General features: G+C 59.6%; 25 protein-coding genes. 6 read left to right on the top strand and 19 right to left on the bottom strand.

The window, feature by feature from the left end; genetic code table 11:
• Positions 1–10 precede the first annotated feature (10 nt).
• The 7 genes from M0808_RS01275 to tssA are packed head-to-tail and all read right to left on the bottom strand — an operon-like array spanning position 11 to position 5,916.
• Positions 11–460: a hypothetical protein gene (locus M0808_RS01275; RefSeq protein ID WP_247839605.1), complete on the bottom strand. Its 450-nt coding sequence runs from the start codon at positions 458–460 to the stop codon at positions 11–13.
• Positions 457–1,377, bottom strand: a complete 921-nt coding sequence (locus M0808_RS01270) for a hypothetical protein (RefSeq protein WP_247839603.1) — start codon at positions 1,375–1,377, stop codon at positions 457–459. Before M0808_RS01270 ends, M0808_RS01275 begins: the two co-directional genes overlap by 4 nt.
• On the bottom strand, positions 1,370–1,888 hold the full coding sequence (locus tag M0808_RS01265) for a PAAR domain-containing protein (protein WP_247839601.1): 519 nt from the start codon (positions 1,886–1,888) through the stop codon (positions 1,370–1,372). The genes M0808_RS01270 and M0808_RS01265 overlap by 8 nt, the downstream gene beginning before the upstream one ends.
• Before the next feature lie 11 nt (positions 1,889–1,899).
• The gene (gene tssE / locus M0808_RS01260; protein ID WP_007920274.1) at positions 1,900–2,307 is read right to left on the bottom strand and encodes a type VI secretion system baseplate subunit TssE; all 408 of its coding nucleotides are present in this window, start codon (positions 2,305–2,307) and stop codon (positions 1,900–1,902) included.
• Between the two features lie 9 nt (positions 2,308–2,316).
• Entirely contained in the window at positions 2,317–3,792 is a 1,476-nt protein-coding gene (gene tssC, locus M0808_RS01255) for a type VI secretion system contractile sheath large subunit (RefSeq protein WP_003229584.1), read from the bottom strand.
• A gap of 25 nt (positions 3,793–3,817) precedes the next feature.
• A complete protein-coding gene (gene tssB / locus M0808_RS01250; RefSeq protein WP_003229587.1) occupies positions 3,818–4,321 on the bottom strand; it encodes a type VI secretion system contractile sheath small subunit in 504 nt (167 codons plus the stop codon).
• Between the two features lie 32 nt (positions 4,322–4,353).
• Positions 4,354–5,916 carry a type VI secretion system protein TssA gene (gene tssA, locus M0808_RS01245; RefSeq protein ID WP_135296854.1) on the bottom strand — a complete coding sequence of 521 codons (1,563 nt, stop codon included), beginning with the start codon at positions 5,914–5,916 and terminating at the stop codon, positions 4,354–4,356.
• A 751-nt stretch (positions 5,917–6,667) separates the two neighbouring features.
• Here tssA and M0808_RS01240 point away from each other — a divergent pair.
• The gene (locus M0808_RS01240; RefSeq protein ID WP_210556293.1) at positions 6,668–7,024 is read left to right on the top strand and encodes a hypothetical protein; all 357 of its coding nucleotides are present in this window, start codon (positions 6,668–6,670) and stop codon (positions 7,022–7,024) included.
• A gap of 96 nt (positions 7,025–7,120) precedes the next feature.
• Here the strand turns inward: M0808_RS01240 and M0808_RS01235 are convergent, their stop codons facing one another.
• From M0808_RS01235 to M0808_RS01225, 3 genes are all read right to left on the bottom strand, one after another.
• A complete protein-coding gene (locus tag M0808_RS01235) occupies positions 7,121–7,396 on the bottom strand; it encodes an HU family DNA-binding protein (RefSeq protein ID WP_003213368.1) in 276 nt (91 codons plus the stop codon).
• Between the two features lie 190 nt (positions 7,397–7,586).
• Entirely contained in the window at positions 7,587–8,735 is a 1,149-nt protein-coding gene (locus tag M0808_RS01230; protein ID WP_247839599.1) for an FAD-dependent oxidoreductase, read from the bottom strand.
• Between the two features lie 20 nt (positions 8,736–8,755).
• Positions 8,756–8,923 carry a rubredoxin gene (locus M0808_RS01225; protein WP_003437744.1) on the bottom strand — a complete coding sequence of 56 codons (168 nt, stop codon included), beginning with the start codon at positions 8,921–8,923 and terminating at the stop codon, positions 8,756–8,758.
• Positions 8,924–9,123: 200 nt separating this feature from the next.
• On the opposite strand from M0808_RS01225, the gene M0808_RS01220 reads away from it, so the two are divergent.
• Both M0808_RS01220 and ubiA read left to right on the top strand, forming a co-directional pair.
• Positions 9,124–9,684 (top strand): chorismate lyase, encoded by a 561-nt coding sequence (locus tag M0808_RS01220; RefSeq protein WP_247839597.1) that lies wholly within the window; start codon positions 9,124–9,126, stop codon positions 9,682–9,684.
• Positions 9,684–10,574, top strand: a complete 891-nt coding sequence (gene ubiA, locus M0808_RS01215; protein ID WP_247839595.1) for a 4-hydroxybenzoate octaprenyltransferase — start codon at positions 9,684–9,686, stop codon at positions 10,572–10,574. The genes M0808_RS01220 and ubiA overlap by 1 nt, the downstream gene beginning before the upstream one ends.
• Before the next feature lie 113 nt (positions 10,575–10,687).
• Here the strand turns inward: ubiA and M0808_RS01210 are convergent, their stop codons facing one another.
• Positions 10,688–11,071: a hypothetical protein gene (locus M0808_RS01210; protein WP_247839593.1), complete on the bottom strand. Its 384-nt coding sequence runs from the start codon at positions 11,069–11,071 to the stop codon at positions 10,688–10,690.
• A gap of 151 nt (positions 11,072–11,222) precedes the next feature.
• On the opposite strand from M0808_RS01210, the gene phoB reads away from it, so the two are divergent.
• From phoB to M0808_RS01195, 3 genes are all read left to right on the top strand, one after another.
• A complete protein-coding gene (phoB, locus tag M0808_RS01205; RefSeq protein ID WP_003229608.1) occupies positions 11,223–11,912 on the top strand; it encodes a phosphate regulon transcriptional regulator PhoB in 690 nt (229 codons plus the stop codon).
• Between the two features lie 74 nt (positions 11,913–11,986).
• Positions 11,987–13,273: a phosphate regulon sensor histidine kinase PhoR gene (gene phoR / locus M0808_RS01200; RefSeq protein WP_247839951.1), complete on the top strand. Its 1,287-nt coding sequence runs from the start codon at positions 11,987–11,989 to the stop codon at positions 13,271–13,273.
• Positions 13,274–13,396: 123 nt separating this feature from the next.
• Entirely contained in the window at positions 13,397–14,737 is a 1,341-nt protein-coding gene (locus M0808_RS01195) for a hemolysin family protein (RefSeq protein WP_003229612.1), read from the top strand.
• Positions 14,738–14,923: 186 nt separating this feature from the next.
• Here M0808_RS01195 and M0808_RS01190 read toward each other — a convergent pair whose 3' ends face one another.
• From M0808_RS01190 to M0808_RS01155, 8 genes are all read right to left on the bottom strand, one after another.
• Positions 14,924–15,820, bottom strand: a complete 897-nt coding sequence (locus M0808_RS01190; RefSeq protein ID WP_096795413.1) for a M23 family metallopeptidase — start codon at positions 15,818–15,820, stop codon at positions 14,924–14,926.
• A gap of 208 nt (positions 15,821–16,028) precedes the next feature.
• The gene (locus M0808_RS01185) at positions 16,029–16,988 is read right to left on the bottom strand and encodes a response regulator (protein ID WP_027610371.1); all 960 of its coding nucleotides are present in this window, start codon (positions 16,986–16,988) and stop codon (positions 16,029–16,031) included.
• A 180-nt stretch (positions 16,989–17,168) separates the two neighbouring features.
• Positions 17,169–17,930 carry a phosphate signaling complex protein PhoU gene (gene phoU / locus M0808_RS01180; protein WP_003229617.1) on the bottom strand — a complete coding sequence of 254 codons (762 nt, stop codon included), beginning with the start codon at positions 17,928–17,930 and terminating at the stop codon, positions 17,169–17,171.
• A gap of 70 nt (positions 17,931–18,000) precedes the next feature.
• A complete protein-coding gene (gene pstB / locus M0808_RS01175; RefSeq protein WP_007962289.1) occupies positions 18,001–18,834 on the bottom strand; it encodes a phosphate ABC transporter ATP-binding protein PstB in 834 nt (277 codons plus the stop codon).
• Between the two features lie 169 nt (positions 18,835–19,003).
• Entirely contained in the window at positions 19,004–20,674 is a 1,671-nt protein-coding gene (pstA, locus tag M0808_RS01170) for a phosphate ABC transporter permease PstA (protein WP_247839591.1), read from the bottom strand.
• A gap of 15 nt (positions 20,675–20,689) precedes the next feature.
• Complete coding sequence (locus tag M0808_RS01165) at positions 20,690–22,723, bottom strand: ABC transporter permease subunit (RefSeq protein WP_210556585.1); 2,034 nt, start codon at positions 22,721–22,723, stop codon at positions 20,690–20,692.
• A 483-nt stretch (positions 22,724–23,206) separates the two neighbouring features.
• On the bottom strand, positions 23,207–24,211 hold the full coding sequence (locus M0808_RS01160) for a phosphate ABC transporter substrate-binding protein PstS (protein ID WP_086792482.1): 1,005 nt from the start codon (positions 24,209–24,211) through the stop codon (positions 23,207–23,209).
• 255 nt (positions 24,212–24,466) lie between these two features.
• On the bottom strand, positions 24,467–25,765 hold the full coding sequence (locus M0808_RS01155; protein ID WP_247839589.1) for an MFS transporter: 1,299 nt from the start codon (positions 25,763–25,765) through the stop codon (positions 24,467–24,469).
• Positions 25,766–25,900: the final 135 nt, after the last annotated feature.

Raw genomic sequence — 25,900 nt, 5'->3', positions numbered from 1 at the left:
CCCTCCACAATCATCTTCCCCTGCCAGAGAACAGAGAAAACTTACTCATTAACTTGAAAAGAAAAATGGCAACAATGGACGCCAGCACACCAAAAAACAAAAAATAGGGTATATAGGCCAGCCACATAAATATCATTCCAAAACCAGCAGACCTGCCAGCTAACAAACACCCGACACCATACAAAACCCAAGGCGCACCATAAAACGGGATAAAAATTAACGGCGCCCACCAAGCAAGCCTTATTATTTCAGTCTCAGTTTTTGTAGAAATCACATGAGACGAAAATGCCGCAAATAAAATGTACGCCGCCAATCCGAAACCAAGAACGTAAACGAGAACAAATTGCTCTACTCCACCGCTTAGTGGTCTGGAAAAATAGAATGCGTCCACTGCCAACAGAATCGGCAACAAAATTGCGGGCATCCAAACAGCCACTTTGAAATAACTTGCATATGTCATTTCAACGTCGACTCTGTATTAGAATCCGGCATAGGTTCCTCCCAAATGCCCATCCAGCGGCCATCATTGGGGCTAAGATTGATAAAGAAATCGTTCCACTCTGTAATCGGGCGCATTTCAAGCTGCTCCTTTTTGAGTTTCCTTCTTCTCATCTCGTTTCCCAGCTGATCCTTAAAATTCCCTTCATCATCCACTTCAATACGAATAGCCGAAGAGATCATTGGATATTTTTTATCACCAAATAAAGAAACGGCAGCGGCCCCTTTTCGTACGTGCACTCCAAGAAAAATCGACTTCCCAGTCGGATCAGAAATAAATGCCTCGCAGTTTGGAAAGCCATCACCGGAAATATAAGTAACAACATCCAGATGTTTTGCAACTCGATCTAGTGTCATTATTATTTTGTAACTGACATCCAGACTTGGTACAAACGTAAGGCCCGTGAGTTTTTTTGTCATCGCAGACATTGGAAACGCGTGATTCTCACCAGCATATCCGCCCTCTACCCAAACAGTAGTGACTGCGCCTTTTTCCGTTTTGATTGATGGCCAACTTCCACCTTTCGGCTTTAGTTCTGCATCGTAGTGGGTGTGCTCCGCGCCAGCCTTCCCGGAATCGTTCGACTCCGTCTGGGTATCTGTGACTTCATTTGATAGAAGCTTAACAAAGAACTTATGCCATACCCGTGAAGTTATTAGCGTACCTTGAACACCAGAGAGGCCGCTCGGCTTTAACGAAAAACCACGCGCATCGCCTTCAAAGTTAAAGCCGCTCCACCCAAATGTTTTACCCGGATGAAACGATCTTATATTGAACTCATAAGTTGATAACTTTGCTAGCTTTACGGTCGCTACCTGCCCTTCAAGATTGGTAGAAGGCGTGGAAGGAGCCTGCGCCAAAGGCGTCGCGTTAGACATTTGCGACTCCTGCAGGAGTAAGCAGAGAAACTTTCAGTACTTGGGAAGCTTTGCCAGTACTAACGGCTTTGGTATGCCCGTTCGCGTCTGTCACACCCTCATAAACTTCACCTGACTCGGTCTCCAATCGGTAGCCATAATTTGCTACTGGATTACCCTCTTCATCCCGCAAAACAAAAAAATCATTGAAGTAGCCAGGCATTGGAACTGGCGGCACAAACGGCGCCGGCGAGTGCGAATTACCGATAATCACCGTCCCGGAACCGGCGGTGACCTTGTTGCCGTGAGCACCAACCGAACCCACGGTCGCAGCCGGTTTACCGTTGATCAAAACCGTGGTCGCCAGATCGCCAACCAACGCACCACCACACGCCGAGGCATCGCCTTGGCGGGCGGCCGCGAGGCCGTCGAAGAACACGTCGCCGGAACCGGCGGCGATCGGGTTGGTGCCGTGGCCTGGGAGTGGGCAAGCGGTGGGGTCGGATACGCGTGCTGCGGGTTTGCCAGACATCGGGGATCTCCTTAGGTGACCTTCACTTGACCGCTGCCATCCAGGCGCGCGGAAAAACTGACCTGACGCTTGAAACCCTCGACTTCCAGCAGGCCTTCGATGCTGAAGGCCAGCCGTAGCTGGTCGTGGTCACGCGGCAGGGAAATGACACGCACGTTGCTCAGGCGCGGCTCGTAGGCTTCGATGAAGTTTTCGATGGCCAGACGGGCCTGACTCAGGGAGTCGTGCAGGCTCAGACGCATGTCATTGAGATCGGGCAACCCGTAGTCGGCCAGCGTTTGCACGCTGCCGGCCCGGGTGCTGAGCATTTTGGCCAGATGGGCAGCCACTGACGCCATGGCACAAGCCTCGAGGCTGTTGCCCTTGCGTAGTTGCGCGTCGCCGTTGAGGCGCTCGAACAGGCTGCCGTATCCGTCCATGAGTCGCTCTTACTCTTTGTCCAGCTTGCCAACCAGCGACAGGGTGAAATCGGCACCCATGTACTTGAAGTGCGGACGCACGTTCAAGCTCACGCGGTACCAGCCCGGCTCGCCTTCAACGTCGCTGACGATCACTTGCGCAGCGCGCAGCGGACGACGGCCACGCACTTCGGCGCTCGGGTTTTCCTGGTCGGCGACGTACTGGCGGATCCACTTGTTCAGTTCCAGCTCGAGGTCGGTACGCTCTTTCCACGAACCGAGTTGCTCGCGCTGCAGCACTTTCAAGTAGTGAGCCAGGCGGTTGACGATCATCATGTACGGCAGTTGGGTGCCGAGTTTGTAGTTCAGCTCTGCAGCCTTGCCTTCTGCGCTGATGCCGAAGAACTTCGGCTTCTGCACCGAACTCGCGGAGAAGAACGCCGCGTTGTCGGAACCTTTGCGCATGGTCAGGGAGATGAAGCCTTCTTCGGCCAGTTCGTATTCACGACGGTCGGAGACCAGAACCTCGGTCGGGATCTTGGTTTCGATTTCGCCCATGCTTTCGAAGTGGTGCAGCGGCAGGTCTTCAACCGCGCCACCGCTCTGTGGGCCGATGATGTTCGGGCACCAGCGGAATTTGGCGAAGCTGTCGGTCAGCTTGGTGCCGAACGCGAAAGCGGTGTTGCCCCACAGGTAGTGCTCGTGGCTGTTGGCAACGGTTTCCTTGTACACGAACGATTTCACCGGGTTTTCTTCCGGGTCGTACGGGTTACGCAGCAGGAAACGCGGCACGGTCAGGCCAACGTAGCGGGAGTCTTCCGAAGTACGGAAGCTCTGCCATTTGGCGAATTGCGGGCCTTCGAAGTGGTCTTTCAGATCTTTCAGATCCGGCAGGCCGGTGAAGCTTTCCAGACCGAAGAATTTCGGGCCGGCCGCAGCGATGAACGGCGCGTGAGACATGCACGAAACGCTGGCCACGTACTGCATCAGTTTCACGTCCGGCGAACTTGGAGACATGAAGTAGTTGGCGATGATCGCGCCCACTGGCTGACCACCGAACTGGCCGTATTCAGCGGTGTAGATGTGCTTGTACAGGCCCGACTGCATGACTTCCGGCGAGTCTTCGAAATCGTCCAGCAGGTCTTCTTTGGAGACGTTGAGGATTTCGATCTTGATGTTTTCGCGGAAGTTGGTGCGGTCCACCAGCAACTGCAGGCCACGCCACGACGATTCCAGTGCCTGGAAATCCGGGTGGTGCAGGATCTCGTCCATCTGACGGCTGAGCTTGGCATCGATCTCGGCGATCATGCGGTCAACCATGGCCTTCTTGACCGGCTCACCGTTGTTCTGCGGCTTGAGCAGTTCTTCGATGAACGCCGACACGCCACGCTTGGCGATGTCGTAGGCTTCGTCGTCCGGGGTCAGACGGGTTTCGGCGATGATGCTGTCGAGAATGCTGTATTCGCCGCTTTCGGCGCTCTTCTCTTGTGCTGCGCTAGTGCTCATTGTGTTGGCTTCCTTGGCTGGAGTCTCAGGCGTCCGGGGCTGCGGCGTTCAGGCCTAGCTCACCGAGTACGCGACCGCGGGATTCGTCGTCGGCGAGCACGCCTTCGATCGCTTTACGGAACGCAGGTGCGTTACCCAGCGGGCCTTTGAGGGCCACCAGCGCATCGCGCAGTTCCATCAGTTTTTTCAGCTCAGGCACTTGCTCGACCAGGCTGGCCGGGTTGAAGTCCTTCATCGAATTGACGCGCAATTGCACAGCCAGCTCGTCGGCCTCGCCATCTTCCTGCAGACGGTTCGGCACGCTCAGCGTCAGACCCAGCTCTTGCTTGGCCAATACTTCGTCGAAGGTCATCTTGTCGATGCTGATCGGCTTGCGATCTTCGATTTTGCGATCGTCCTTGCGGTGGGTGTAGTCACCGATTGCCAGCAGCTTCAGCGGCAGTTCAATCTCTTCCTGAGCACCGCCGGTGGCGGGTTTGAAGGTGACGTTGATGCGTTCCTTGGGGGCTACCGAGCCTTCTTTGGCCATGGCTTTTCTCCTTGCGGTTGTGGCCCTGGGGCCTATTCGAGTACCACTTCGAGATCGAGGTGGCACAGCCTGCGATAAATCTCTTCCTTGCGTTCACGCACTGCATGGTTCTGCGGCAACAACTCGCAGCAACTGTGCAGCAGGTGCAGCACTTCCAATGCAAGATCGGGCTCCCAGGCGTGCAGGCCTGAGTCCTGTAATGTCTGATCGAGGGTTTCGAGCTGGTTCTTGGCCAGTTCGTACTTCTTGGCCATGAAGCACAGCCGGGCGAGGGCGAACTGCCAGAAGAACCGCTCGCGGCCACCGTGGGCCGACTGCAGCCCCTGCTTGAGGATTTGCACGGCAGGCTTGAGGCCTTCTTTGCGCAGCAGCGGCAGCACGTCCTGAAGGGCTTTTTCCCAGGCGGGCTGGGTTTCGACGTCGTCGGTTTCGACCTTGCGCGGCGCACTGGCGCTCTGCAGGTGCGGCATGACATTGCCGGCGATCCACGCCCGGGTGGACGGATCGGCAAACGGCGCGCCGTCATGGAAACGACATTCGATGATGCCGGGCAGGCGTTGAACCAAAAGCGCGAAGTGGATTTCCACTTCGCGCATTGCCATCTCGGCGTTGAGGTTCTGGAGACATTCCCAGACCATCCTCTGGCCATCGAACCAGAACGGCGCCTTCGCCAGGCTCGCCTCCAGTTCCACCAGCAGGTCGGCGTATTTGCCCTGATCGAAGCGATCCTGATACTGCTTGAGTTTGTCCACCGGCAGGCCGCGCAGCACGGTGATCTGCTCGGCGTTGCGCTCGGGCACCGCGTCGATCGGCAGCCACAGCAAAGTGCGGTTCAGACGCAAGGCGCGCAGGTCAGTGGCCTTCTGCTTGAGCCACCAGGCACACAACGGACGCGCGCTTTCCTGCTGGGCGCGCAGGGCCTTGTAAGCGTCTTTTTCGTTATCGATCGGCGCGCCGGGGGCCATTAACTGGCTCGCGGCCTGCTTGACCTGCGCCACCGCTGCGCCCACCACACCGGGGGCCGGCTGATTGTCGGCGGCACGCTGGATCATGGTTTTCAGGCGACGCGAGAGCGGCAGCAACAGCGGAGCGTCGTCGCCCAGGTGCTCGGTGCACGCGGCATCGAGCCCGGCCAGATGCTCGGACAACTGCCGAAACATCGGCAGCTGTTCCTTGATCGCGATGTTTTCAGTGAGTACCTGCTCCAGACGCGGCACCAGCCAGCCGATGGCGGCGGCACGGGTGCGCGGTTTGAGCGGGTGAACGTCGGCCCAGTGGTTTTCCGACAGATGGTGCAGCAGACCGAGGCCGGCCAGCAGCCCGGGGAAGGATTCACGCTGGTACAACGACCAGGTCAGCCAGGCGCCGACGCGTAAATCCTTGGATTGGGTACGCAGCAGATTTTCGCTGTTTTCACGGATTTTCAGCCAGTCGATCTGCCCGCTTTCGTGCATCGACGAGGCTTTGGCCAGCTCGCTTTCCAGCGCCTCGAATTCGCTCGAAAAACGAACGTCTTCGCCCGCGAAATTCTCTTTGGAAACAGAGACTTTTGCGAGTTCGAGGTAATGGGCGGAAAGTTTGCTTGAGTAGGACATCCATGGCCTTTAATTAGGATTACAGTCATGCGCCTATTGGAGTTGCCGCGGCGCGGGACAGTATCGAAGAGCAGTGAAGCGACTCATCCAATTGAGATGTGCTCTTTCAAGTGGGCGCATCGTAATCACTATGATGGCCACTAGCAAGCATCTGGTTAAACAACAAGACGAAGTGTTCATTGGGCCGTGTAGGAGATCGCCCTATATGTGGCAGGGGAATCCCTGATGGCGATTTATATTGTGAACATTTGCCCTGCGCCCTCAGAACCCTTGATCCAGAGCGGCCCGATCCAGCCTGCGCGAATCGCGTCGAACATCCGTCCTATTACACGGGGGCCAGCATGACAACTCTCGAAAAAAATAGAAGTAGGATTTTTCCGAGAACCCGCTGGAATTACAAACAATTCAGCGGCGACAACGCACAACAAAAAAAGTGCCATCAATTTGATGGCAATTCATTTTTCTGAAACTTTATTCATCTCGTGAATGCTGTACTTCAGTGCCAACTCAATAATTATCGAAGTGCGATCCAACAGTCATTTCCACCACTTACGCAACACTTCCACGCCGAAAATACTCTGACAAATGTCAGGGATAATTCTTACATCGTTTTATTTCCCACGTTGCCAGCTTGCCTTGGTAAATTCTTTCGACCGGCAATGTCAACCAGACCGGCTGACTGTAGAGCCACGGTCCGAAGCCTGCATCTCATTCGGCTCCCGAGCCCGGAGCCGCCAAGGAGCTTTACCTCATGGAATTGAAAGCCATATTTTTCGCAGCACTTATTTGGTTGCCAACAACTCAAGCGTCAGCGGACACCCCGCCACTGGACGGTCATTACTATCTGACCGGTGCAATGGAGATGGGCGCCGAGTTGCTGCTGCGCAAGGACGGCACGTTTGACGCGGGCGTGTCGTACGGCAGCGCAGATGGCATTGCCAAGGGCACCTGGCAGGTGGAAAACCACACCGTGACGCTGAAGAGCGATACCCAACCGGCGTCGAACAGCGATTTGTCCGGCCTGTTTCAGGATCTGCAACTGGCGATCGAACCGAACTGTCTGGCCGTGGATTTCGGCAACGGCAAGGCCTGCTTCCGGCGTCAATAAGCCGATTGGCAGGCACAAAAAATGGGCACCCGACCGCAATCGGTGTGCCCATTTTTTATTGCGCTGCTCCCCGTTATTCAGGGAGTTCGCCGCAATTTAAGGATTGACGCTATCTTTCAACGACTTGCCTGGCTTGAACGCCACGGTGTTGCTGGCCTTGATTTTCACCGGTTCACCGGTTTGCGGGTTCTTGCCGGTGCGGGCGCCGCGGTGGCGTTGCAGGAAGGTGCCGAAGCCCACCAGCGTGACGCTGTCCTTGCGGTGCAGAGCGCCGGTGATTTCTTCGAGGACGGCGTTGAGAACGCGGTTGGCCTGTTCTTTGGTCAGATCCGCTTTTTCAGCGATTGCAGCGGCGAGTTCTGGTTTACGCATTAGTGAAGCCCCTTTGACGGTTTTTTGTTGTTATGTCCGTGCTGTTCTCGTTGGAACAGCGCCCAAGGCGCCGCAGGCTCTACTCTGCGGCAGACGGGAGTGAGAATGGCACGCGGATACCGGCGGCGCCAGTCTCCCCGCGACCTTTGTAGGGGCAAAAGCGGGGTGATTCCGACAGAACGACCGGTATTTACGCCAGCAGGGGCGGAAGCTGTTTGTTCAGAGCAAGTTTTTCCATCACCGCCGCACCGGTCAGTGCATAGCCGAGCAACTGACCATCGGCACTGTGGCACAGGGCCTTGATGTCGGCGCCCTGCCCTTCGACGGTCCAGACGCCTTCGCTGCCCCGTGGCGGTGGCGAAACGACCAACGGGCACACCGGAGTTTTCACCGTGATCGGCATCGGGCCGTAACTCACGGCCGTCGGATTGCCCGCCAGGGTTTGTGCCAGCGCACGCGCACAGCTCATGAGGGGCATCACGTACAACAAATTCAGCCCATCGACCTCGGCACAGTCGCCCAGGGCGTAAATATTGGCGTGGGACGTCTTCAGATACCGGTCGACTACGACACCGCGATTGACCTGCACCCCGGCCGCCGCGGCCAGATCGATGCGCGGACGCAGGCCGATGGCCGACACCACCACATCGCAGGCAATCACCTGACCGTTGGACAGATGCGCTTCCAGACCGTCAGCGACCTTCTGCAGGCGAGTCAGCACCGGGCCGAGGTGGAAACGCGCGCCCAGGCTTTCCAGCCCGGCCTGCACGGCTGCTGCAGCGGCCGGGTGCAGCAGCATCGGCATCACCTGCTCGCACGGCGCCACCAGTTGCACCTCGTAGCCGCCGAGGATCAGGTCGTTGGCGAATTCACAGCCGATCAGCCCGGCGCCTAGCAGCAATACGCGGCGCTTGCCCGCAGCGGCTGCACGAAAGCGCGCGTAATCTTCGAGATCGTTGATCGGGAATACCAGTTCGGCGCCATCGCCTTCGATCGGCACACGCACGGTTTCCGCACCCCAGGCGAGGATCAGGTCGCGGTAGTACACCGCTTCTTCGCCGATCCACAGGCGCTTGTGGCCGGCGTCGATGCCGCTGATGCGCGTGTGGGTGCGCACTTCGGCCTTCAACTGCTCGGCCATGGCGCCGGGTTCGGCCATGCTCAGGCCATCGGCATCCTTGTTCTTGCCGAAACCGGTGGAGAGCATCGGTTTGGAGTAAGAGCGCCCGTCATCGGCGGTAATCAGCAGCAGCGGGGTTTCGCCATCGAGTTTGCGAAACTCGCGGGCCAGGTTGTAGCCCGCAAGCCCGGTGCCGACGATTACGACAGGTGCGTTCATGCCTTACTCCTTGGTTTTTCTCAGTTGATTTCGATCATTTCGAAGTCCATCTTGCCGACGCCGCAGTCCGGGCACAGCCAGTCTTCCGGCACGTCCTGCCACAGGGTGCCCGGCGCGATGCCGTCATCCGGCCAACCGTCAGCTTCGTTGTAGATCAGGCCGCAGACGATGCATTGCCACTTTTTCATTCAGGTACTTCCTCAGGATTCAGGCTTTTGTCGGCGCGGACGGTCGATGGTGGTTGCGCTGCCATCCGGCTCAGGGCGTTTTGTACTGAGGGTGCCGGGCAGATGCAAGCCTGTTCGGCGCAACGGCGCCCCGGATCCATCAAATTCGCAGCACGCCATGTTAAGCTCGCCGCCTCATTTGCGGCCAATAATGACTCATTGTGCAACATTCAAATGCCTCCCCGGCCCCGCTCTGGCTGACTCAAAGCCGACTGACGCCCCTTCCCGATTCGTTGATCCTGAACTGGTTGTTCGACGAAGGCTCGCTGACCCGCCGCCTGACGCGGCTGTCGAATGACGGCTTCAGCGTCACACCGTTGTTCGAAGGCTGGGACACTTTGCGCAGCGACGAATGCGCGGCGCTGGATCTGGCCGAAGGCAGCGAAGGCTGGGTGCGCGAGGTGTATCTGCGCGGTCACGGCGAGGCCTGGGTGTTCGCCCGTAGCGTGGCGTCACGCGCCGCCCTGCAAGGCGACGGCCTGCACATGGACGAACTGGGCAGCCGCTCGCTGGGCGAACTGCTGTTTTGCGACAACGCCTTCCAGCGCCGCGCCATCGAGGTCTGTCATTACCCGCAAGACTGGCTGCCGCCAGCCTGCCGCGCCCCCGAGCTGTGGGGCCGCCGCTCGCGCTTCGACCGTGGCGCCTTGAGCGTGCTGGTGGCGGAGATTTTCCTGCCGACGTTGTGGAGCGCCGCCCGCGCCCATCCGGAGAACTGCTGATGTACCAGAGCCTGCTCAAGTCCCTGAACCGCTTGAACCCGCGCGCCTGGGATTTCATTCAGCTGACGCGCATGGACAAGCCGATCGGCATCTACCTGCTGCTGTGGCCGACCCTGTGGGCGCTATGGATTGCCGGTAAGGGTTCGCCTTCGCTGGCCAATATCGTGATTTTTGTCCTCGGCGTGGTGCTGACCCGCGCCGGTGGCTGTGTGATCAACGACTGGGCCGATCGCAAGGTCGACGGCCACGTCAAACGTACCGCGCAACGACCGCTGGCCAGCGGCAAGATCAGTTCGAAAGAGGCGCTGGTGTTCTTCGCACTGCTGATGGGTGTGAGTTTCCTGCTGGTGCTGTGCACCAATGCGCCGACCATCTGGCTGTCGCTGGGCGGTCTGGCACTGGCGTTCACCTACCCGTTCATGAAGCGCTACACCTATTACCCGCAAGTGGTACTGGGCGCGGCGTTCTCATGGGGCATGCCAATGGCGTTCACCGCTGAAACCGGTGAGTTGCCGGCGGCGGCATGGCTGCTGTGGATCGCCAATCTGCTGTGGACGGTGGGTTACGACACCTATTACGCGATGACCGATCGTGACGACGACCTGAAGATCGGCGTGAAATCCACGGCGATTCTGTTTGGCGAGGCGGATCGGGTGATCATCCTGACGTTGCAGGCGCTGTCGCTGGGCTGCCTGTTGCTGGCCGGGTCGAAGTTCGAGCTGGGCATCTGGTTCCATCTCGGCCTGTTGGTGGCCGCTGGATGCTATGCGTGGGAGTTCTGGTACACCCGTGATCGCGACCGGATGCGTTGCTTCAAGGCGTTTTTGCACAACCACTGGGCCGGGTTGGCGATTTTCGTCGGGATTGTGCTGGATTACGCGCTGCGTTGATCCACAAAACCTGTGGGAGCGGGCTTGCTCGCGAAGGCGTCTTGCCTGTTGGCCTCTTCGTCAACTGACACGACGCCTTCGCGAGCAAGCCCGCTCCCACAGGGGGGTTGCGTTTACTTGGCCTTGGCGACGTGCCAGGCGCCGTCCATCTTGCCTTCACCGGTCATGTCACCAGCCTTCTTGTCCATGACGAAGGTGTACAGCGGTTTGCCCTCGTAGGCCCATTGCATCTTGCCATCGTCACGCTTGATCACGGTCCAGTCGCCCATGGACTTGTCGCCGGCCGTAGCCATTAGTGGTGGCCAGTTCGCCGCGCATTTGTCGTTGCACATGGACTTGCCCGCCGAGTCTTTGGCGAACGTGTACAGGGTCATGCCCTTATGATCGGTAAACATGCCGTCCTTCTCCATCGCTGGGTCAGCGGCGAACGCCATCGAAGGTAATGCAACGGCAGCAGCCATCAGCAGGGCTTTGAAAGAAGCAGTCATTTGAGTCATGGAAACCTTCTTTTGTGGTTGTCAGGATTCGGACTTAGAGCTTAGTCCAGGATCACGCCAACCGCTGGGCGACTAAAATACTGTCACACGACTGCAATAATTCCGTTATCTAATGCGGCGCAAGACAGTTAAATGACAAGAGGATTAAGGCATGGTTGGCAGGAGCATTCTGATCGTCGACGACGAAGCGCCCATTCGCGAAATGATCGCCGTTGCGTTGGAAATGGCCGGCTATGACTGCCTCGAGGCGGAGAACTCGCAGCAGGCACACGCCATCATTGTTGACCGTAAACCGGACCTGATCCTGCTCGACTGGATGCTGCCTGGCACCTCCGGCATCGAACTGGCCCGCCGTCTCAAGCGCGACGAGCTGACCGGGGACATCCCGATCATCATGCTCACCGCCAAGGGCGAAGAGGACAACAAGATCCAGGGTCTTGAAGTCGGCGCCGACGACTACATCACCAAACCGTTTTCTCCACGCGAACTGGTCGCACGCCTCAAGGCTGTGCTGCGCCGCGCCGGCCCGACCGATGGCGAAGCGCCAATCGAAGTCGGCGGCCTGCTGCTCGACCCGATCAGCCACCGCGTAACCATCGACGGCCGTCCGGCCGAGATGGGCCCGACCGAATACCGTCTGCTGCAATTCTTCATGACCCACCAGGAACGCGCCTACACGCGCGGGCAGTTGCTGGATCAGGTCTGGGGCGGCAACGTCTATGTTGAAGAGCGCACCGTCGACGTGCACATCCGCCGCCTGCGCAAGGCCCTCGGCGACGCCTACGAAAATCTGGTACAAACCGTGCGCGGCACCGGCTACCGGTTTTCCACCAAGGCCTGATCCGACCGCCAGACTCGCTGACAAGGACCGTATTTTCCGTGAATCAAAACTGGCATGGCACCCTGATTCGCCACATGCTGTTGCTGGTCACAGCGTGTCTGGTGATCGGCCTGATCACCGGCTATTACGGCTGGAGCCTCGCTGCCGGCCTGGGCATTTACCTGGCCTGGACGCTCAAGCAACTGTTGCGTCTGCACGAATGGCTGCGCCTGCACCAACCCGATGAAGCACCGCCCGACGGCTATGGCCTGTGGGGCGAGGTGTTCGACAGCATCTACCACCTGCAACGCCGCGACCAACGGGTGCGCGGGCGCCTGCAAGCGGTGATCGACCGGGTGCAGGAGTCCACCGCCGCGCTCAAAGACGCGGTGATCATGCTCGACAGCGACGGCAACCTGGAATGGTGGAACCGCGCTGCCGAAACCCTGCTCGGCCTCAAGACCCCGCAGGACAGCGGCCAACCGGTGACCAACCTGGTACGCCATCCGCGCTTCAAGGAATACTTCGAGCAGGAAAGCTACGCCGAACCGTTGGAAATCCCTTCGCCGACCAATGATCGGGTGCGCATTCAGCTGTACCTGACGCGCTACGGCAACAACGAACACCTGATGCTGGTGCGAGACGTCACGCGCATCCATCAGTTGGAACAGATGCGCAAAGACTTCATTGCCAACGTCTCCCACGAACTGCGCACGCCGCTGACGGTGATCTGTGGCTATCTGGAAACCCTGCTCGACAACGTCGAGGAAGTGAATCCGCGCTGGAGCCGCGCGCTGCAGCAGATGCAACAACAGGGCGGGCGCATGCAGACGCTGCTCAACGACCTGCTGCTGTTAGCGAAACTGGAAGCCACCGATTACCCGTCGGACAACCAGCCAGTGCAGATCGATACCCTGCTGCAGTCGATCAAGAGCGACGCCCAGCAGTTGTCCGGGCAGAAGAACCAGAAAATCACTCTCGAAGCCGATGCGCGCATCCTGCTCAAGGGCAGCGAGGCGGAGCTGCGCAGTGCCTTCTCCAACCTGGTGTTCAACGCGGTGAAATACACCCCGGCCGAAGGCAACATCCGCATTCGCTGGTGGGGTGACGAGCAAGGCGCGCACCTGAGCGTGCAGGATTCCGGGATCGGCATCGACAGCAAGCACCTGCCGCGCCTGACCGAACGTTTCTACCGCGTCGACTCCAGCCGCAACTCCAACACTGGCGGCACCGGGCTCGGTCTGGCGATCGTCAAACACGTGTTGCTGCGCCACCGCGCGCGGATGGAGATCAGCAGCGTGCCCGGTCATGGCAGCACGTTCACCTGCCATTTCGCCCCGGCCCAGGTGGCCCAGGCACGGGCCATCAGCGCCGCCGAGTGATACCGGCCAGCACGCGCCACTAGGCAATCGCCATGTCAGCCGCTACATTGGCTGACTTGCGTCTGCCTTTCAGGCGCGATTTCTTCTCTCTTACGAATCACACGGAACCTGCAAAACTCCATCATGGACCCTTCCCCTGGCTTGTCCCTCGCTACGATTTTCGCCGATTTCGGCATGATTCTTTTCGCTCTGATCCTGGTTTTGCTCAACGGCTTCTTCGTTGCGGCGGAATTCGCCATGGTCAAACTGCGCTCGACCCGGGTCGAGGCCATCGCCGACAAGAACGGCTGGCGCGGGCACATCCTGCGCACCGTACACAGTCAGCTCGATGCGTACCTCTCGGCGTGTCAGCTCGGTATCACCCTCGCCTCCCTCGGCCTGGGCTGGGTCGGTGAGCCGGCATTCGCGCACATTCTCGAACCGCTGCTGAGCGCGGTCGGCGTGCAGTCGCCGGAAGTGGTCAAAGGCATTTCGTTCTTTACCGCGTTCTTCATCATTTCCTACCTGCACATCGTGGTCGGTGAGCTGGCGCCCAAGTCGTGGGCGATCCGCAAACCGGAGCTGCTGTCGCTGTGGACGGCGGTGCCGCTGTACCTGTTCTACTGGGCGATGTACCCGGCGATCTACCTGCTCAATGCCAGCGCCAACGCGATTCTGCGGATCGCCGGCCAGGGCGAACCCGGCCCGCACCACGAACACCATTACAGCCGCGAAGAACTGAAATTGATCCTGCACTCCAGCCGTGGTCAGGACCCGAGCGACCAAGGCATGCGCGTGCTGGCCTCGGCGGTGGAGATGGGCGAACTGGAAGTGGTCGACTGGGCCAACTCCCGCGAAGACCTGATCACCCTGGAATTCAACGCGCCGCTGAAAGAAATCCTCGCGATGTTCCGTCGCCACAAGTTCAGCCGGTATCCGGTGTACGACAGCGAACGTCAGGAGTTCGTCGGCCTGCTGCACATCAAGGACCTGCTGCTGGAGCTGGCGGCGCTGGACCACATTCCGGAGTCGTTCAACCTGGCTGAACTGACCCGTCCACTGGAGCGCGTGTCGCGGCACATGCCGCTGTCGCAGCTGCTGGAGCAGTTCCGCAAGGGCGGCTCGCATTTCGCCGTGGTCGAAGAGGCCGACGGCAACATCATCGGCTACCTGACCATGGAAGACGTGCTGGAAGTGCTGGTCGGCGACATCCAGGACGAACACCGCAAGGCCGAGCGCGGGATCCTCGCGTATCAGCCGGGCAAGCTGCTGGTGCGTGGTGATACGCCGCTGTTCAAGGTTGAACGCCTGCTCGGAATCGACCTGGATCACATCGAAGCCGAAACCCTCGCCGGTCTGGTCTACGAGACCCTGAAACGAGTGCCGGAAGAGGAAGAAGTGCTGGAAGTCGAAGGCCTGCGGATCATCATCAAGAAGATGAAAGGGCCGAAGATTGTGCTGGCGAAGGTGTTGATGCTGGATTAATGGGTGTTTTGGGAGACGCTTCTGTGGTGAGGGGATTTATCCCCAATGGGTCGCGGAGCGGCCCTGTAATCTGCAATCGCGTAACTCCTGACTCAATGCCTTCAATGATTTTGGGACGGCTGCGCCGTCCATCGGGGATAAATCCCCTCACCACAAAAGCCCCTCCACAGCGGCCCCCTAACGCTTCTACTGTTTGCCCAACGCAAAGTTGGGCAACGCTCCCAGTGGCTGGTTGAACTGATACGGAATCGACACCAGCCCCTGTCCCGTATTGCGCTGCACCACAAAGTGCAGGTGCGGGCCGCTGCTGTTGCCGGTATTGCCCGACAGCGCCAGCGGGCTGCCGACCGTCACTCGCTGCCCCTCACGTACGCTCACCGAACCTTGCTTGAGATGCAGGTACACGCCCATGGTGCCGTCGTCGTGCAGCACCCGGACGAAATTGCCGGAGGCATCGTTACCGCGTCCGCTCTGTGAATTTTCGGTTTTCACCACCACCCCGGCCCGTGCGGCAATGATCGGCGTCCCCACCGGCATGGCGATGTCCATCGCATACCGGTTCTTCGGCCCATAGTGGCTGTACTGACCGTTGGCACCCTGACTGAGACGGAACGGCCCGCCCCGCCACGGCAACGGATAGCGATAGCTCTGCGCGGCTCCTGTGGGGTCACCCAGCGAGTACTGGAATTGCGGCGAATACACCAGCGGCTGACCCCGGCTGATCGCCGTCAGCAACGCCAACCGGGTATTGCTGCGCGCCGGCAGCACCCGGCGAATCGTCTGCGCCGGAGCGCCACGCACATTGCTCAGGCCGGTAAACGCCAGTGCAATTTCGACCGGCGCATACAGATCGTTGCGCACGAACACCACGTCGCTGCCCTTCTGTTTCTTGATGTCGAGGTACACCTGACGTTCGAGGTGCTCGACCATGCGGTCCTGAAACACGAACACCTGCGAGCCTTTGCTCGGCCGGTCGCTGTACGAGACCACTCCGTTGGCATCGGTGGATTTGTAGATGGTCATGGCCACAGTCGAGGTGGAGGCCAGGAAAAGACCACAGAAAAACAGCAGGCGCGCGAGCATGGGCAAAGGTTCTGTCGAGTAAGGCCTGGAAATGAGCCTAGCAGCTGAGACAGACCAGGCTAGTCGACAGATGTTTCAAATTGGGCAGTCTGGAAAATGGACGTCGTCAGTGATGACCCCTTCGCGAGCAAGCCCGCTCCCACCTTGGAATGCATTTCAAAGGTGGGAGCGGGCTTGCTCGCGAAGGCGGTGTGTCAGGCGACGAGGATCAAGCGCCCGGAACGAAGTGCTTCTGCGCCGTGCCGCGGGCGATCAGGCGGGAGATGTAATCGAGCTTCTGCGCATCCTGGTCGACGAAACGGAAAGTCAGTTGCAGCCAGTCGCTGTCGGCTTTCTGCTCGTGGGCAACGATGGCGTGCAGGTAGCCGTTGAGGCGGGCGATTTCGGCGTTGTCGCCCTGCTCCAGGTCGAGTACGGCGCTGTCGAGGATCTGCGGCAGGGTGTCAGTGCGTTTCACTACCAGCAGCGCTTCCTTGATGCTCAGGGCCTTGATCACGCATTGCTGGGTGCCACTTGGCAGGCGCAACTGGCCCTGGCCACGACCACCGACTGGCGCTTTCGAGGCAGCCGGTGCCTGCACCGGCGGGCTGTTAAGCAAACCGCGCGACGGCGCAGCAGCTGGCGTTGGCGCGACAACAGCCGGTTTGGCAAACGGATTGACCGCAGCAGCGGCCGCCGGCGCAGCACCGACCACGGCAGGCTTGCCGCCGGTCAATGCGCTCAGGGAATCGTTGCCGAACGCCGAGTTCATCTTGGTCGGCGCGCTGTTCATCAGGGTGTCGAGCTTGCCAACCTTGTTCAGCGCCTGCTTGACCTTGGTCAGCAGTTGTTCGTTGGTGAACGGCTTGCTGACGTAGCCGGAAACCCCGGCCTGGATCGCCTGCACCACGTTCTCTTTATCGCCACGGCTGGTGACCATGACGAACGGCATGGTCTTGAGATTGTCCTGCTCGCGGCACCAGGTCAGCAGCTCGAGGCCGGACATTTCCGGCATTTCCCAGTCGCACAGCACCAGGTCAAACGCTTCCCTGGCCAGCATGGCCTGGGCCTTTTTGCCGTTGACGGCGTCCTCGGTGCGGATCCCCGGGAAGTAATTACGCAGGCACTTTTTCACCAGGTCACGAATGAACGAAGCATCGTCCACGACCAACACACTGATCTTGCTCATCCAACACCCCTATAAAAATCCCGGCAAGCATACCGCTTTTACTGATGGCACATTGCCAACAATCTTCAGTCACGCCGGGACTTTTCGTTCGCGGGTGCTGCTTTTTAATTCGATTTCCTGATTCAGGCGCCCTAAACAAAAACGCCCGGCCAAAGGGCCGGGCGCTTTTCTCAGGCAATCTTACTTATCGTCAGCATTGCCCGGAACATTAGCGGTTTCGCCGCTTGTACCTTCAACTTCTTCTTTCATGCGTTTGAGGCCCAGGTGGCGCACATCGGTGCCGCGCACCAGGTAGATCACCAGTTCCGAGATGTTGCGCGCATGATCGCCGATGCGTTCCAGCGAACGCAGCACCCAGATGATGCTCAGAACCCGCGAGATAGAGCGCGGGTCTTCCATCATGTAGGTCGCCAGCTCGCGCAGGGCGGTCTTGTATTCTCGGTCGATGACCTTGTCGTATTGCGCCACCGACAGCGCCAGATCGGCATCGAAGCGGGCAAACGCGTCCAGCGCATCGCGAACCATGTTGCGCACCTGGTCGCCAATATGCCGCACTTCAACGTAACCGCGCGGCGCTTCGCCTTCTTCGCACAGCTGAATGGCACGGCGGGCGATCTTGGTCGCTTCGTCGCCGATGCGCTCCAGGTCGATCACCGACTTGGAGATGCTGATGATCAGCCGCAGGTCGGACGCCGCCGGCTGACGACGGGCGAGAATGCGCAGGCATTCTTCGTCGATGTTGCGTTCCATCTGATTGATCTGGTCATCGATCTCGCGCACCTGCTGGGCCAGACCGGAATCGGCCTCGATCAGCGCGGTAACCGCGTCGTTGACCTGCTTCTCGACCAGCCCGCCCATGGCCAGGAGGTGGCTGCGCACTTCCTCAAGCTCGGCGTTGAACTGCGCGGAGATGTGGTGGGTAAGGCCTTCTTTACTAATCATGGTGGCGTCCTTGGAGCGTCCGGTAAGGTGCGGTGGGCCGCAGCGTCAATTCTGTGAATAACCGCAACTGTCAGCCATAACGACCGGTGATGTAGTCTTCGGTCTGTTTCTTCGCCGGATTGGTGAACAGGGTGTCGGTGTCGCCGAATTCCACCAGTTTGCCCATGTACATGAACGCCGTGTAGTCGGAAACCCGCGCGGCCTGCTGCATGTTGTGGGTCACGATGACGATGGTGAACTTGGACTTCAGCTCGTAGATCAGCTCTTCGACTTTCAGGGTCGAGATCGGATCGAGGGCCGAGCACGGTTCGTCGAGCAGCAACACTTCCGGTTCAACGGCGATGGTGCGCGCGATCACCAGACGCTGCTGCTGACCACCGGACAGGCCGAGTGCCGAGTCGTGCAGACGGTCTTTGACTTCGTCCCACAGTGCCGCGCCTTTCAACGCCCACTCGACCGCTTCGTCGAGAATGCGCTTCTTGTTGATGCCCTGAATGCGCAGACCGTAGACCACGTTTTCGTAGATGGTCTTGGGGAACGGGTTGGGCTTCTGGAACACCATGCCGACGCGGCGACGCAGCTCGGCAACGTCTTCACCTTTGCGGTAGATGTTGTTGCCGTACAGGTTGATCGCACCTTCGACGCGGCAACCGTCAACCAGGTCGTTCATACGATTGAAGGTACGCAGCAGCGTGGACTTGCCGCAGCCGGACGGGCCGATAAACGCGGTCACGCGCTGTTTCGGGATGTTCATGCTGACGTCGAACAGCGCCTGCTTCTCGCCGTAGAACAGGCTCAGGCCCGGGACTTCGATGGCCACGGTTTCCTGCTCGAGGCTCAGGCTCTGCTTGTCGCGACCCAGGGCCGACATGTTGATGCCGTGGGTATGTGTTTCGTGCTGCATGGGAGGCTCCCTGTGCTAACAAATTCGGTTCGGAACACTGCTTGTTGCAGCTTCCATCAATGTTGTGGTGGCCGCGGATCAATGTGGGAGCGAGCTTGCTCGCGAAGGGGCCCTTAAGACCGCCAAAAGCTTCGCGAGCAAGCTCGCTCCCACAGGGTTCGCGTCGTCCTTAGCTGTCCAAAGCTTTGTATTTTTCGCGCAGGTGGTTACGGATCCACACCGCCGACAGGTTCAACGTGGCGATCACCAGCACCAGCAGCAGCGCCGTGGCGTACACCAGTGGTCGTGCCGCTTCGACGTTCGGGCTCTGGAAGCCGACGTCGTAGATGTGGAAGCCCAAGTGCATGATCTTCTGGTCCAGGTGCAGGTACGGGTAGTTGCCGTCCACCGGCAGCGACGGCGCCAGTTTCACCACACCCACCAGCATCAGCGGCGCCACTTCACCGGCGGCGCGGGCCACGGCGAGGATCATCCCGGTCATCATGGCCGGGCTGGCCATTGGCAGGACGATCTTCCACAGCGTTTCCGCCTTGGTCGCGCCCAGTGCCAGCGAGCCTTCACGGACGGTGCGCGGGATACGCGCCAGACCTTCCTCGGTCGCCACGATCACCACCGGCACCGCCAGCAGCGCCAGGGTCAAAGAGGCCCAGAGCAGACCCGGGGTACCGAACGTCGGCGCCGGCAGTGCTTCGGGGAAGAACAGACGGTCGACCGAACCACCCAGCACGTAGACGAAGAAGCCCAGACCGAACACGCCGTAGACGATCGCCGGAACGCCGGCGAGGTTGTTCACGGCGATGCGGATGATCCGGGTCAGGGCGTTCTGCCTGGCGTATTCACGCAGGTAGACCGCCGCCAGCACGCCGAACGGGGTGACGATCATCGCCATGATCAAAGTCATCATCACCGTGCCGAAAATCGCCGGGAAGATCCCGCCTTCGGTGTTCGCTTCACGCGGGTCGTCGGAAAGGAATTCCCAGACCTTGCTGAAGTAGAAACCGATCTTGGTCATCGTGCCCATGGCATTCGGCTGATAGGCGTGAACCACTTTACCCAGGCTGATTTCGATCTCTTTGCCGTTGGCATCGCGGGCAGTCAGCGCGTCGCGGTTGAACTGCGCATGCAGATCGCTCAGACGCGCTTCGATGTCCTGATAACGCGCGTTCAGCTCGGCACGCTCGGCGTCCATGTCCGCTTGCGCGGTGGCGTCGAGCTTGCCGTCGAGTTCCAGTTTGCGCCCGTGCAGACGGATGCGCTCGAGCCCTGCGTTGATCGCACCGATGTCGGTCTTTTCCAGCGATTTGAGTTGTGCAGCCAGGCCGTTCACACGGTTGATCCGCGCTTGCAGCTCAGGCCAGGCCGCTTCGCCTTCGGCGATCACCTTGCCGTCCTGTTTGACGTTGACCAGGTAGCCGTAGAAGTTGCCCCACTCGCGACGCTCGATCGCCATCAGTTCCGGCGGCGTGGTCTGCTTGGTCAGCCACTCGCCGACCACCCAGGTGAAGTCGTTGCCGTTCAGGTCACGGTTGCCGACCTTGATCAGCTCGCGGGTCATGAATTCCGGGCCCTGATCAGGCACCGGCAGGCCGGCGCTTTTCAGGCGGGCGCGCGGCACTTCTTCTTTCTGTACCACTTCGCCGATGACCAGGTGATTGGCCTGGCCCGGTACGTCGTAGCTGGCGTGGATCAGGTCCGCCGGCCAGAAGTGACCCAGACCGCGCACGGCAATCACCGCCAGCAGGCCAATGGTCATGATGACCGCGATGGACACCGCGCCACCGCTGATCCAGACGCCCGGGGCGCCGCTCTTGAACCATCCATTCAGGGAGTTCTGTTTCACAGACTTCTACCTTTCTTAAAGCGACGAGTATTTCTTGCGCAGACGCTGACGAATCAGTTCTGCCAGGGTGTTCATGACGAAGGTGAACAACAGCAGCACCAGCGCCGAGAGGAACAGCACGCGGTAGTGGCTGCCGCCGACTTCCGACTCGGGCATTTCCACCGCGACGTTGGCGGCCAGGGTGCGCAGGCCTTCGAACAGGTTCATTTCCATGACCGGGGTGTTACCCGTGGCCATCAGCACGATCATGGTTTCGCCGACCGCACGGCCCATGCCGATCATCAGTGCGGAGAAGATGCCCGGGCTGGCGGTGAGGATCACCACGCGGGTCATGGTCTGCCACGGCGTGGCACCGAGCGCCAGGGAACCGAGGGTCAGGCCACGCGGCACACTGAAAACGGCATCTTCGGCAATCGAGTAGATGTTCGGGATCACCGCAAAACCCATCGCCAGACCGACTACCAGAGCGTTGCGCTGGTCGTAGGTGATGCCCAGGTCGTGGGAGATCCACATGCGCATGTCACCGCCGAAGAACCAGTTCTCCATGTACGGACTCATGTACAGCGACAGCCAACCGACAAACAGGATCACCGGAATCAGCAGCGCACTTTCCCAGCCGTCCGGGACTTTCAGGCGGATCGACTCAGGCAGACGACTGAAGGTGAAGCCGGCGACCAGAATGCCGATCGGCAACAGCATCAGCAGGCTGAAGATGCCCGGCAGATGCCCTTCTACATACGGCGCGAGGAACAGACCGGCGAAGAACCCGAGGATCACCGTCGGCATCGCTTCCATCAGTTCGATCACCGGTTTGACCTTGCGGCGCATGCCCGGGGCCATGAAGTACGCGGTGTAGATCGCTGCCGCAACCGCCAGCGGTGCGGCCAGCAACATTGCGTAGAACGCCGCTTTCAGGGTGCCGAAGGTCAGTGGCGAGAGGCTCAGTTTCGGTTCGAAATCGGTGTTGGCCGCCGTCGATTGCCAGACGTATTTAGGCTCGTCGTAGTTTTCGTACCAGACCTTGCTCCACAACGCGCTCCACGATACTTCGGGGTGCGGGTTGTCGAGCAGCAGCGGTTGCAGCTTGCCGCCGGCCTCGACGATCACCCGGTTGGCACGCGGCGACAGGCCGAACAGGCCCTGGCCTTCGGCAACCGGCTCGACCAGCAGGGTGCGGTGCGCGGTGCTGTGGAACACGCCGAGCTTGCCGCTGGCATCGAGGGCCACGAAGCCCTTGCGACGCTCTTCGGCGGTAATTTCAACGATTGGCGCGGAGCCCATCTGGAAGGTACGGATCTGCTTCAGGCGCAGCTCGCCATCGGTATCGCGAGCCATGAACCACTGGGCCAGACCACCCTTGGAATCACCGATGATCAGCGAGATGCCGCCCACCAGTTGCGTGCTCGCGGTGACTTCGGCGTCAGCGTTTTCCAGCAGTTTGTAGCGACCGTTGAGGCTCTTGTCGCGCAGGCTGAACACGTCGGCCTGGGCACGCCCGTTGACCACGTACAGCCATTGCTGGCGCGGGTCGACGAAGATGTTTTTCACCGGTTCAGTCATCTGCGGCAGCTCGATACGCTTCTGCTCGTTGGTGACTTCGCCGGTCATCATGTTTTCTTCGCTGGTCAGCGCCAGCACATTGAGCTGCGAACCGGTCGAACCCACCAGCATCAGGGTCGAATCGGTCGCGTTGAGGCTGACGTGCTCCAGCGCCCCGCCGCCCTCATTCACCGCGATCGGCGCTTCGCCGTACGGGTATTCGATGGCCGGGGTGATGGTTTTCTTGCCATCGGGGTAGCTGACTTTATAGGTGTGACGGAACACCAGCGCCTGGCCGTTGGACAGGCCCACCGCCACCAGCGGATGACCTGGCTGGTCTTCGCCAATGGAAGTTACGCTGGCGCCGGCTGGCACCGGCAGATCGACGCGCTTCAATTCAGCGCCACTGTCGATGTCGAAGAACAGCGCCTGGCCCTTGTCGGAAACGCGCATCGCCACCTGATTCTGCTCTTCGAGCGAAATCATCAGCGGCTTGCCGGCGTCCTGCATCCAGGCTGGGGTAATGGCATCTTTCGCGGTCAGACTGGCACCCTGGAACAACGGTGCAACGACGTAGGCGAGGAAGAAGAAGATCAGGGTGATGGCTGCCAGCACCGCCAGACCGCCAACGAGGACGTACCAACGGGTGAAGCGATCCTTGAGCGCGCGAATGCGGCGCTTGCGTTGCAGCTCAGGCGTATTGAAATCAATGCGCTTGGGAGGGGAAGTCGTAGTCATTGGGGAATTGGCCAGATCATTCATGCGCTCACCCTAGCGATCCTGTATGACAGAAAGATGACAGTGCAGTGACGCAGCAAATCCACCGCCAGCGGGTACTGGAGGAGGATCAGAGAATTCGAAGAATCTGTGGGAGCGGGCTTGCTCGCGAAAGCGCTTATTCAGTCAACGAAGATGCCGAATCTGAAGGCCTCTTCGCGAGCAAGCCCGCTCCCACAGTGGAGTCCGAAGGGTATTTACTACGGACTCAGTTTGTTACTTTTTTGCGACTTCAGCGCCGCCTTCCTGCAGACCCAGGTCAGCCAGTGCTTTTGCAGCAACCTTGGCCGGCAGTGGGATGTAGCCGTCTTTCACCACAACTTCCTGGCCCTGTTTGGACAGAACCAGTTTCACGAACTCGGCTTCCAGCGGGGCCAGAGGCTTGTTCGGGGCCTTGTTCACGTAAACGTAGAGGAAGCGCGACAGCGGGTACTTGCCGTTCAAGGCGTTTTCTTCGGTGTCTTCGATGAAGTCAGTACTGCCTTTCTTCGACAGAGCAACGGTCTTCACGCTGGCAGTCTTGTAGCCGATGCCCGAGTAACCGATGCCGTTCAGCGAGGAGCTGATCGACTGCACGACCGACGCCGAGCCTGGTTGTTCGTTGACGTTAGGTTTGTAGTCGCCTTTGCACAAGGCTTCTTCTTTGAAGTAGCCGTAGGTGCCGGATACCGAGTTACGACCGAACAGTTGCACTGGCTTGTTGGCCAGGTCGCCGGTCACACCCAGGTCGCCCCAGGTTTTCACGTCGGCTTTGGCGCCGCACAGACGGGTGGACGAGAAGATCGCGTCAACCTGTTCCATGGTCAGGTGCTGGATCGGGTTGTCCTTGTGCACGAACACCGCCAGGGCGTCCACGGCCACCGGGATAGCGGTTGGCTTGTAGCCGTATTTCTGTTCGAAGGCCGCCAGTTCGGTGTCCTTCATCTTGCGGCTCATCGGGCCGAGGTTGGAGGTGCCTTCAGTCAGCGCAGGTGGCGCGGTGGCGGAGCCAGCGGCCTGAATCTGGATGTTTACGTTCGGGTATTCTTTCTTGTAGTTCTCAGCCCACAGGGTCATGAGGTTGGCCAGAGTGTCGGAACCAACGCTGGACAAGTTGCCCGATACACCGGTGACCTTGGTGTAAGCCGGAATTGCCGGGTCAACGCCAGCGGCTACCGCGTGGGCAGTCGCAACGCCAGCAGCGACAAAAGTCATTGCCGCCATCAAACGCTTCAGTTTCATGCCTTACTCCTAGCAGATAGGGTGTGTTAAGTCGGGGCCAAGTATCAGCAGGCCGTGTGAACACTCTATGGCTGAAATATGACAATTGGATGAAAGGCCAGTATCGGGGTTTTGCAGGATGATTCGAAGATCTCAGAGAACAACACAGAACTAATGTGGGAGCGGGCTTGCTCGCGAAGAGGCCGTGTCAGCCTATTCATATGCAGACTGACACAACGCATTCGCGAGCAAGCCCGCTCCCACAGGTGAAGATTTTCAGCGCCCCTTTTTCCAGAGCCACGCCCCCACCAGAATCCCCATCGCGCACAGCACCGCCACATAGTAAGCCGGGCCCATCGCACTCTCTTTAAGCAGCAGGCTGACCACCATCGGCGTCAGGCCACCGAAGATCGCGTACGCCACGTTGTACGAGAACGACAATCCGCTGAAGCGCACCACCGGCGGGAACGCCTTGACCATCACGTATGGCACCGCGCCGATGGTGCCGACCAGCAAGCCGGTCAACGCGTACAGCGGGAACAGCCAGTTCGGGTGATCGGCGAGGCTGTGATAGAAGGTCCAGGAGCTGATCAGTAAGCCCAGCGAACCGAAGACAAACACCCGGCCGGCGCCAAACCGATCCGCCAGGGCACCGGAGACGATGCAACCGACGCTGAGGAACACGATCGCCAGGCTGTTCGATTGCAGCGCCACCGTTGGCGAGAAGTGATAGACCGTCTGCAGCACGGTCGGGGTCATCAGGATCACCACGACAATCCCGGCGGACAGCAGCCAGGTCAGCAGCATCGAGACCGCAATCGCCCCGCGATGGTCACGCAGCACCGCACGCAGCGGCACTTCTTCGGCCAAGGCCTTGCGCAGTTGCAGCTCGGCGAACACCGGGGTCTCGTGCAGCCAGCGACGCAGATACACCGAGAACAGACCGAACATACCACCGAGCAGGAACGGGATGCGCCAGGCGTAATCCGCGACTTCCACCGGCGTATAGATGCTGTTGATTGCCGTAGCGACCAGCGAGCCGAGCAGGATACCCGCCGTCAGGCCGCTGGTCAGGGTGCCGCAGGCGTAGCCGATGTGCTTTTGCGGCACGTGTTCGGAAACGAAGACCCACGCCCCCGGCACTTCCCCGCCAATCGCCGCGCCCTGGATAACTCGCATCAACAACAGCAGGATCGGCGCCCACATACCGATCTGCGCGTAGGTCGGCAGCAGGCCCATGATCAGGGTCGGCACGGCCATCATGAAAATGCTCAGGGTGAACATCTTCTTGCGCCCCAGCAGGTCGCCGAAGTGCGCCATAACGATGCCGCCCAGTGGCCGCGCAAGGTAACCGGCGGCGAAAATGCCGAAGGTCTGCATCAGGCGCAGCCACTCGGGCATGTCGGCCGGGAAGAACAACTTGCCGACCACGGTGGCGAAGAACACGAAGATGATGAAGTCGTAAAACTCCAGCGCACCGCCCAGGGCCGATAGCGACAGAGTCTTGTAATCATTGCGGGTCAGGGGGCGTGCAGGTTGCTCGGGCTGCGCGAGGCTCGAAGGCGCTGTGGTCATGGCAAGGGCTTCTCTTATAGGCGGATCTACCGCCACAACAACGCTGGCTGTGGCTTGGGCAGGTTCGGCACCATAGCAAATTGTTCGAAAAAGCACATAGAGGCGCGTATTTGCCGGTCAAAATCAGAACCCGAT

The sequence above is a fragment of the Pseudomonas sp. MWU12-3103b genome, assembly GCF_023100615.1.
In the GTDB taxonomy this organism is placed as follows: domain Bacteria; phylum Pseudomonadota; class Gammaproteobacteria; order Pseudomonadales; family Pseudomonadaceae; genus Aquipseudomonas; species Aquipseudomonas putida_A.
Note: the sequence above shows the minus strand (reverse complement) of the source record. Positions and strands in the feature narration are given on the sequence as shown.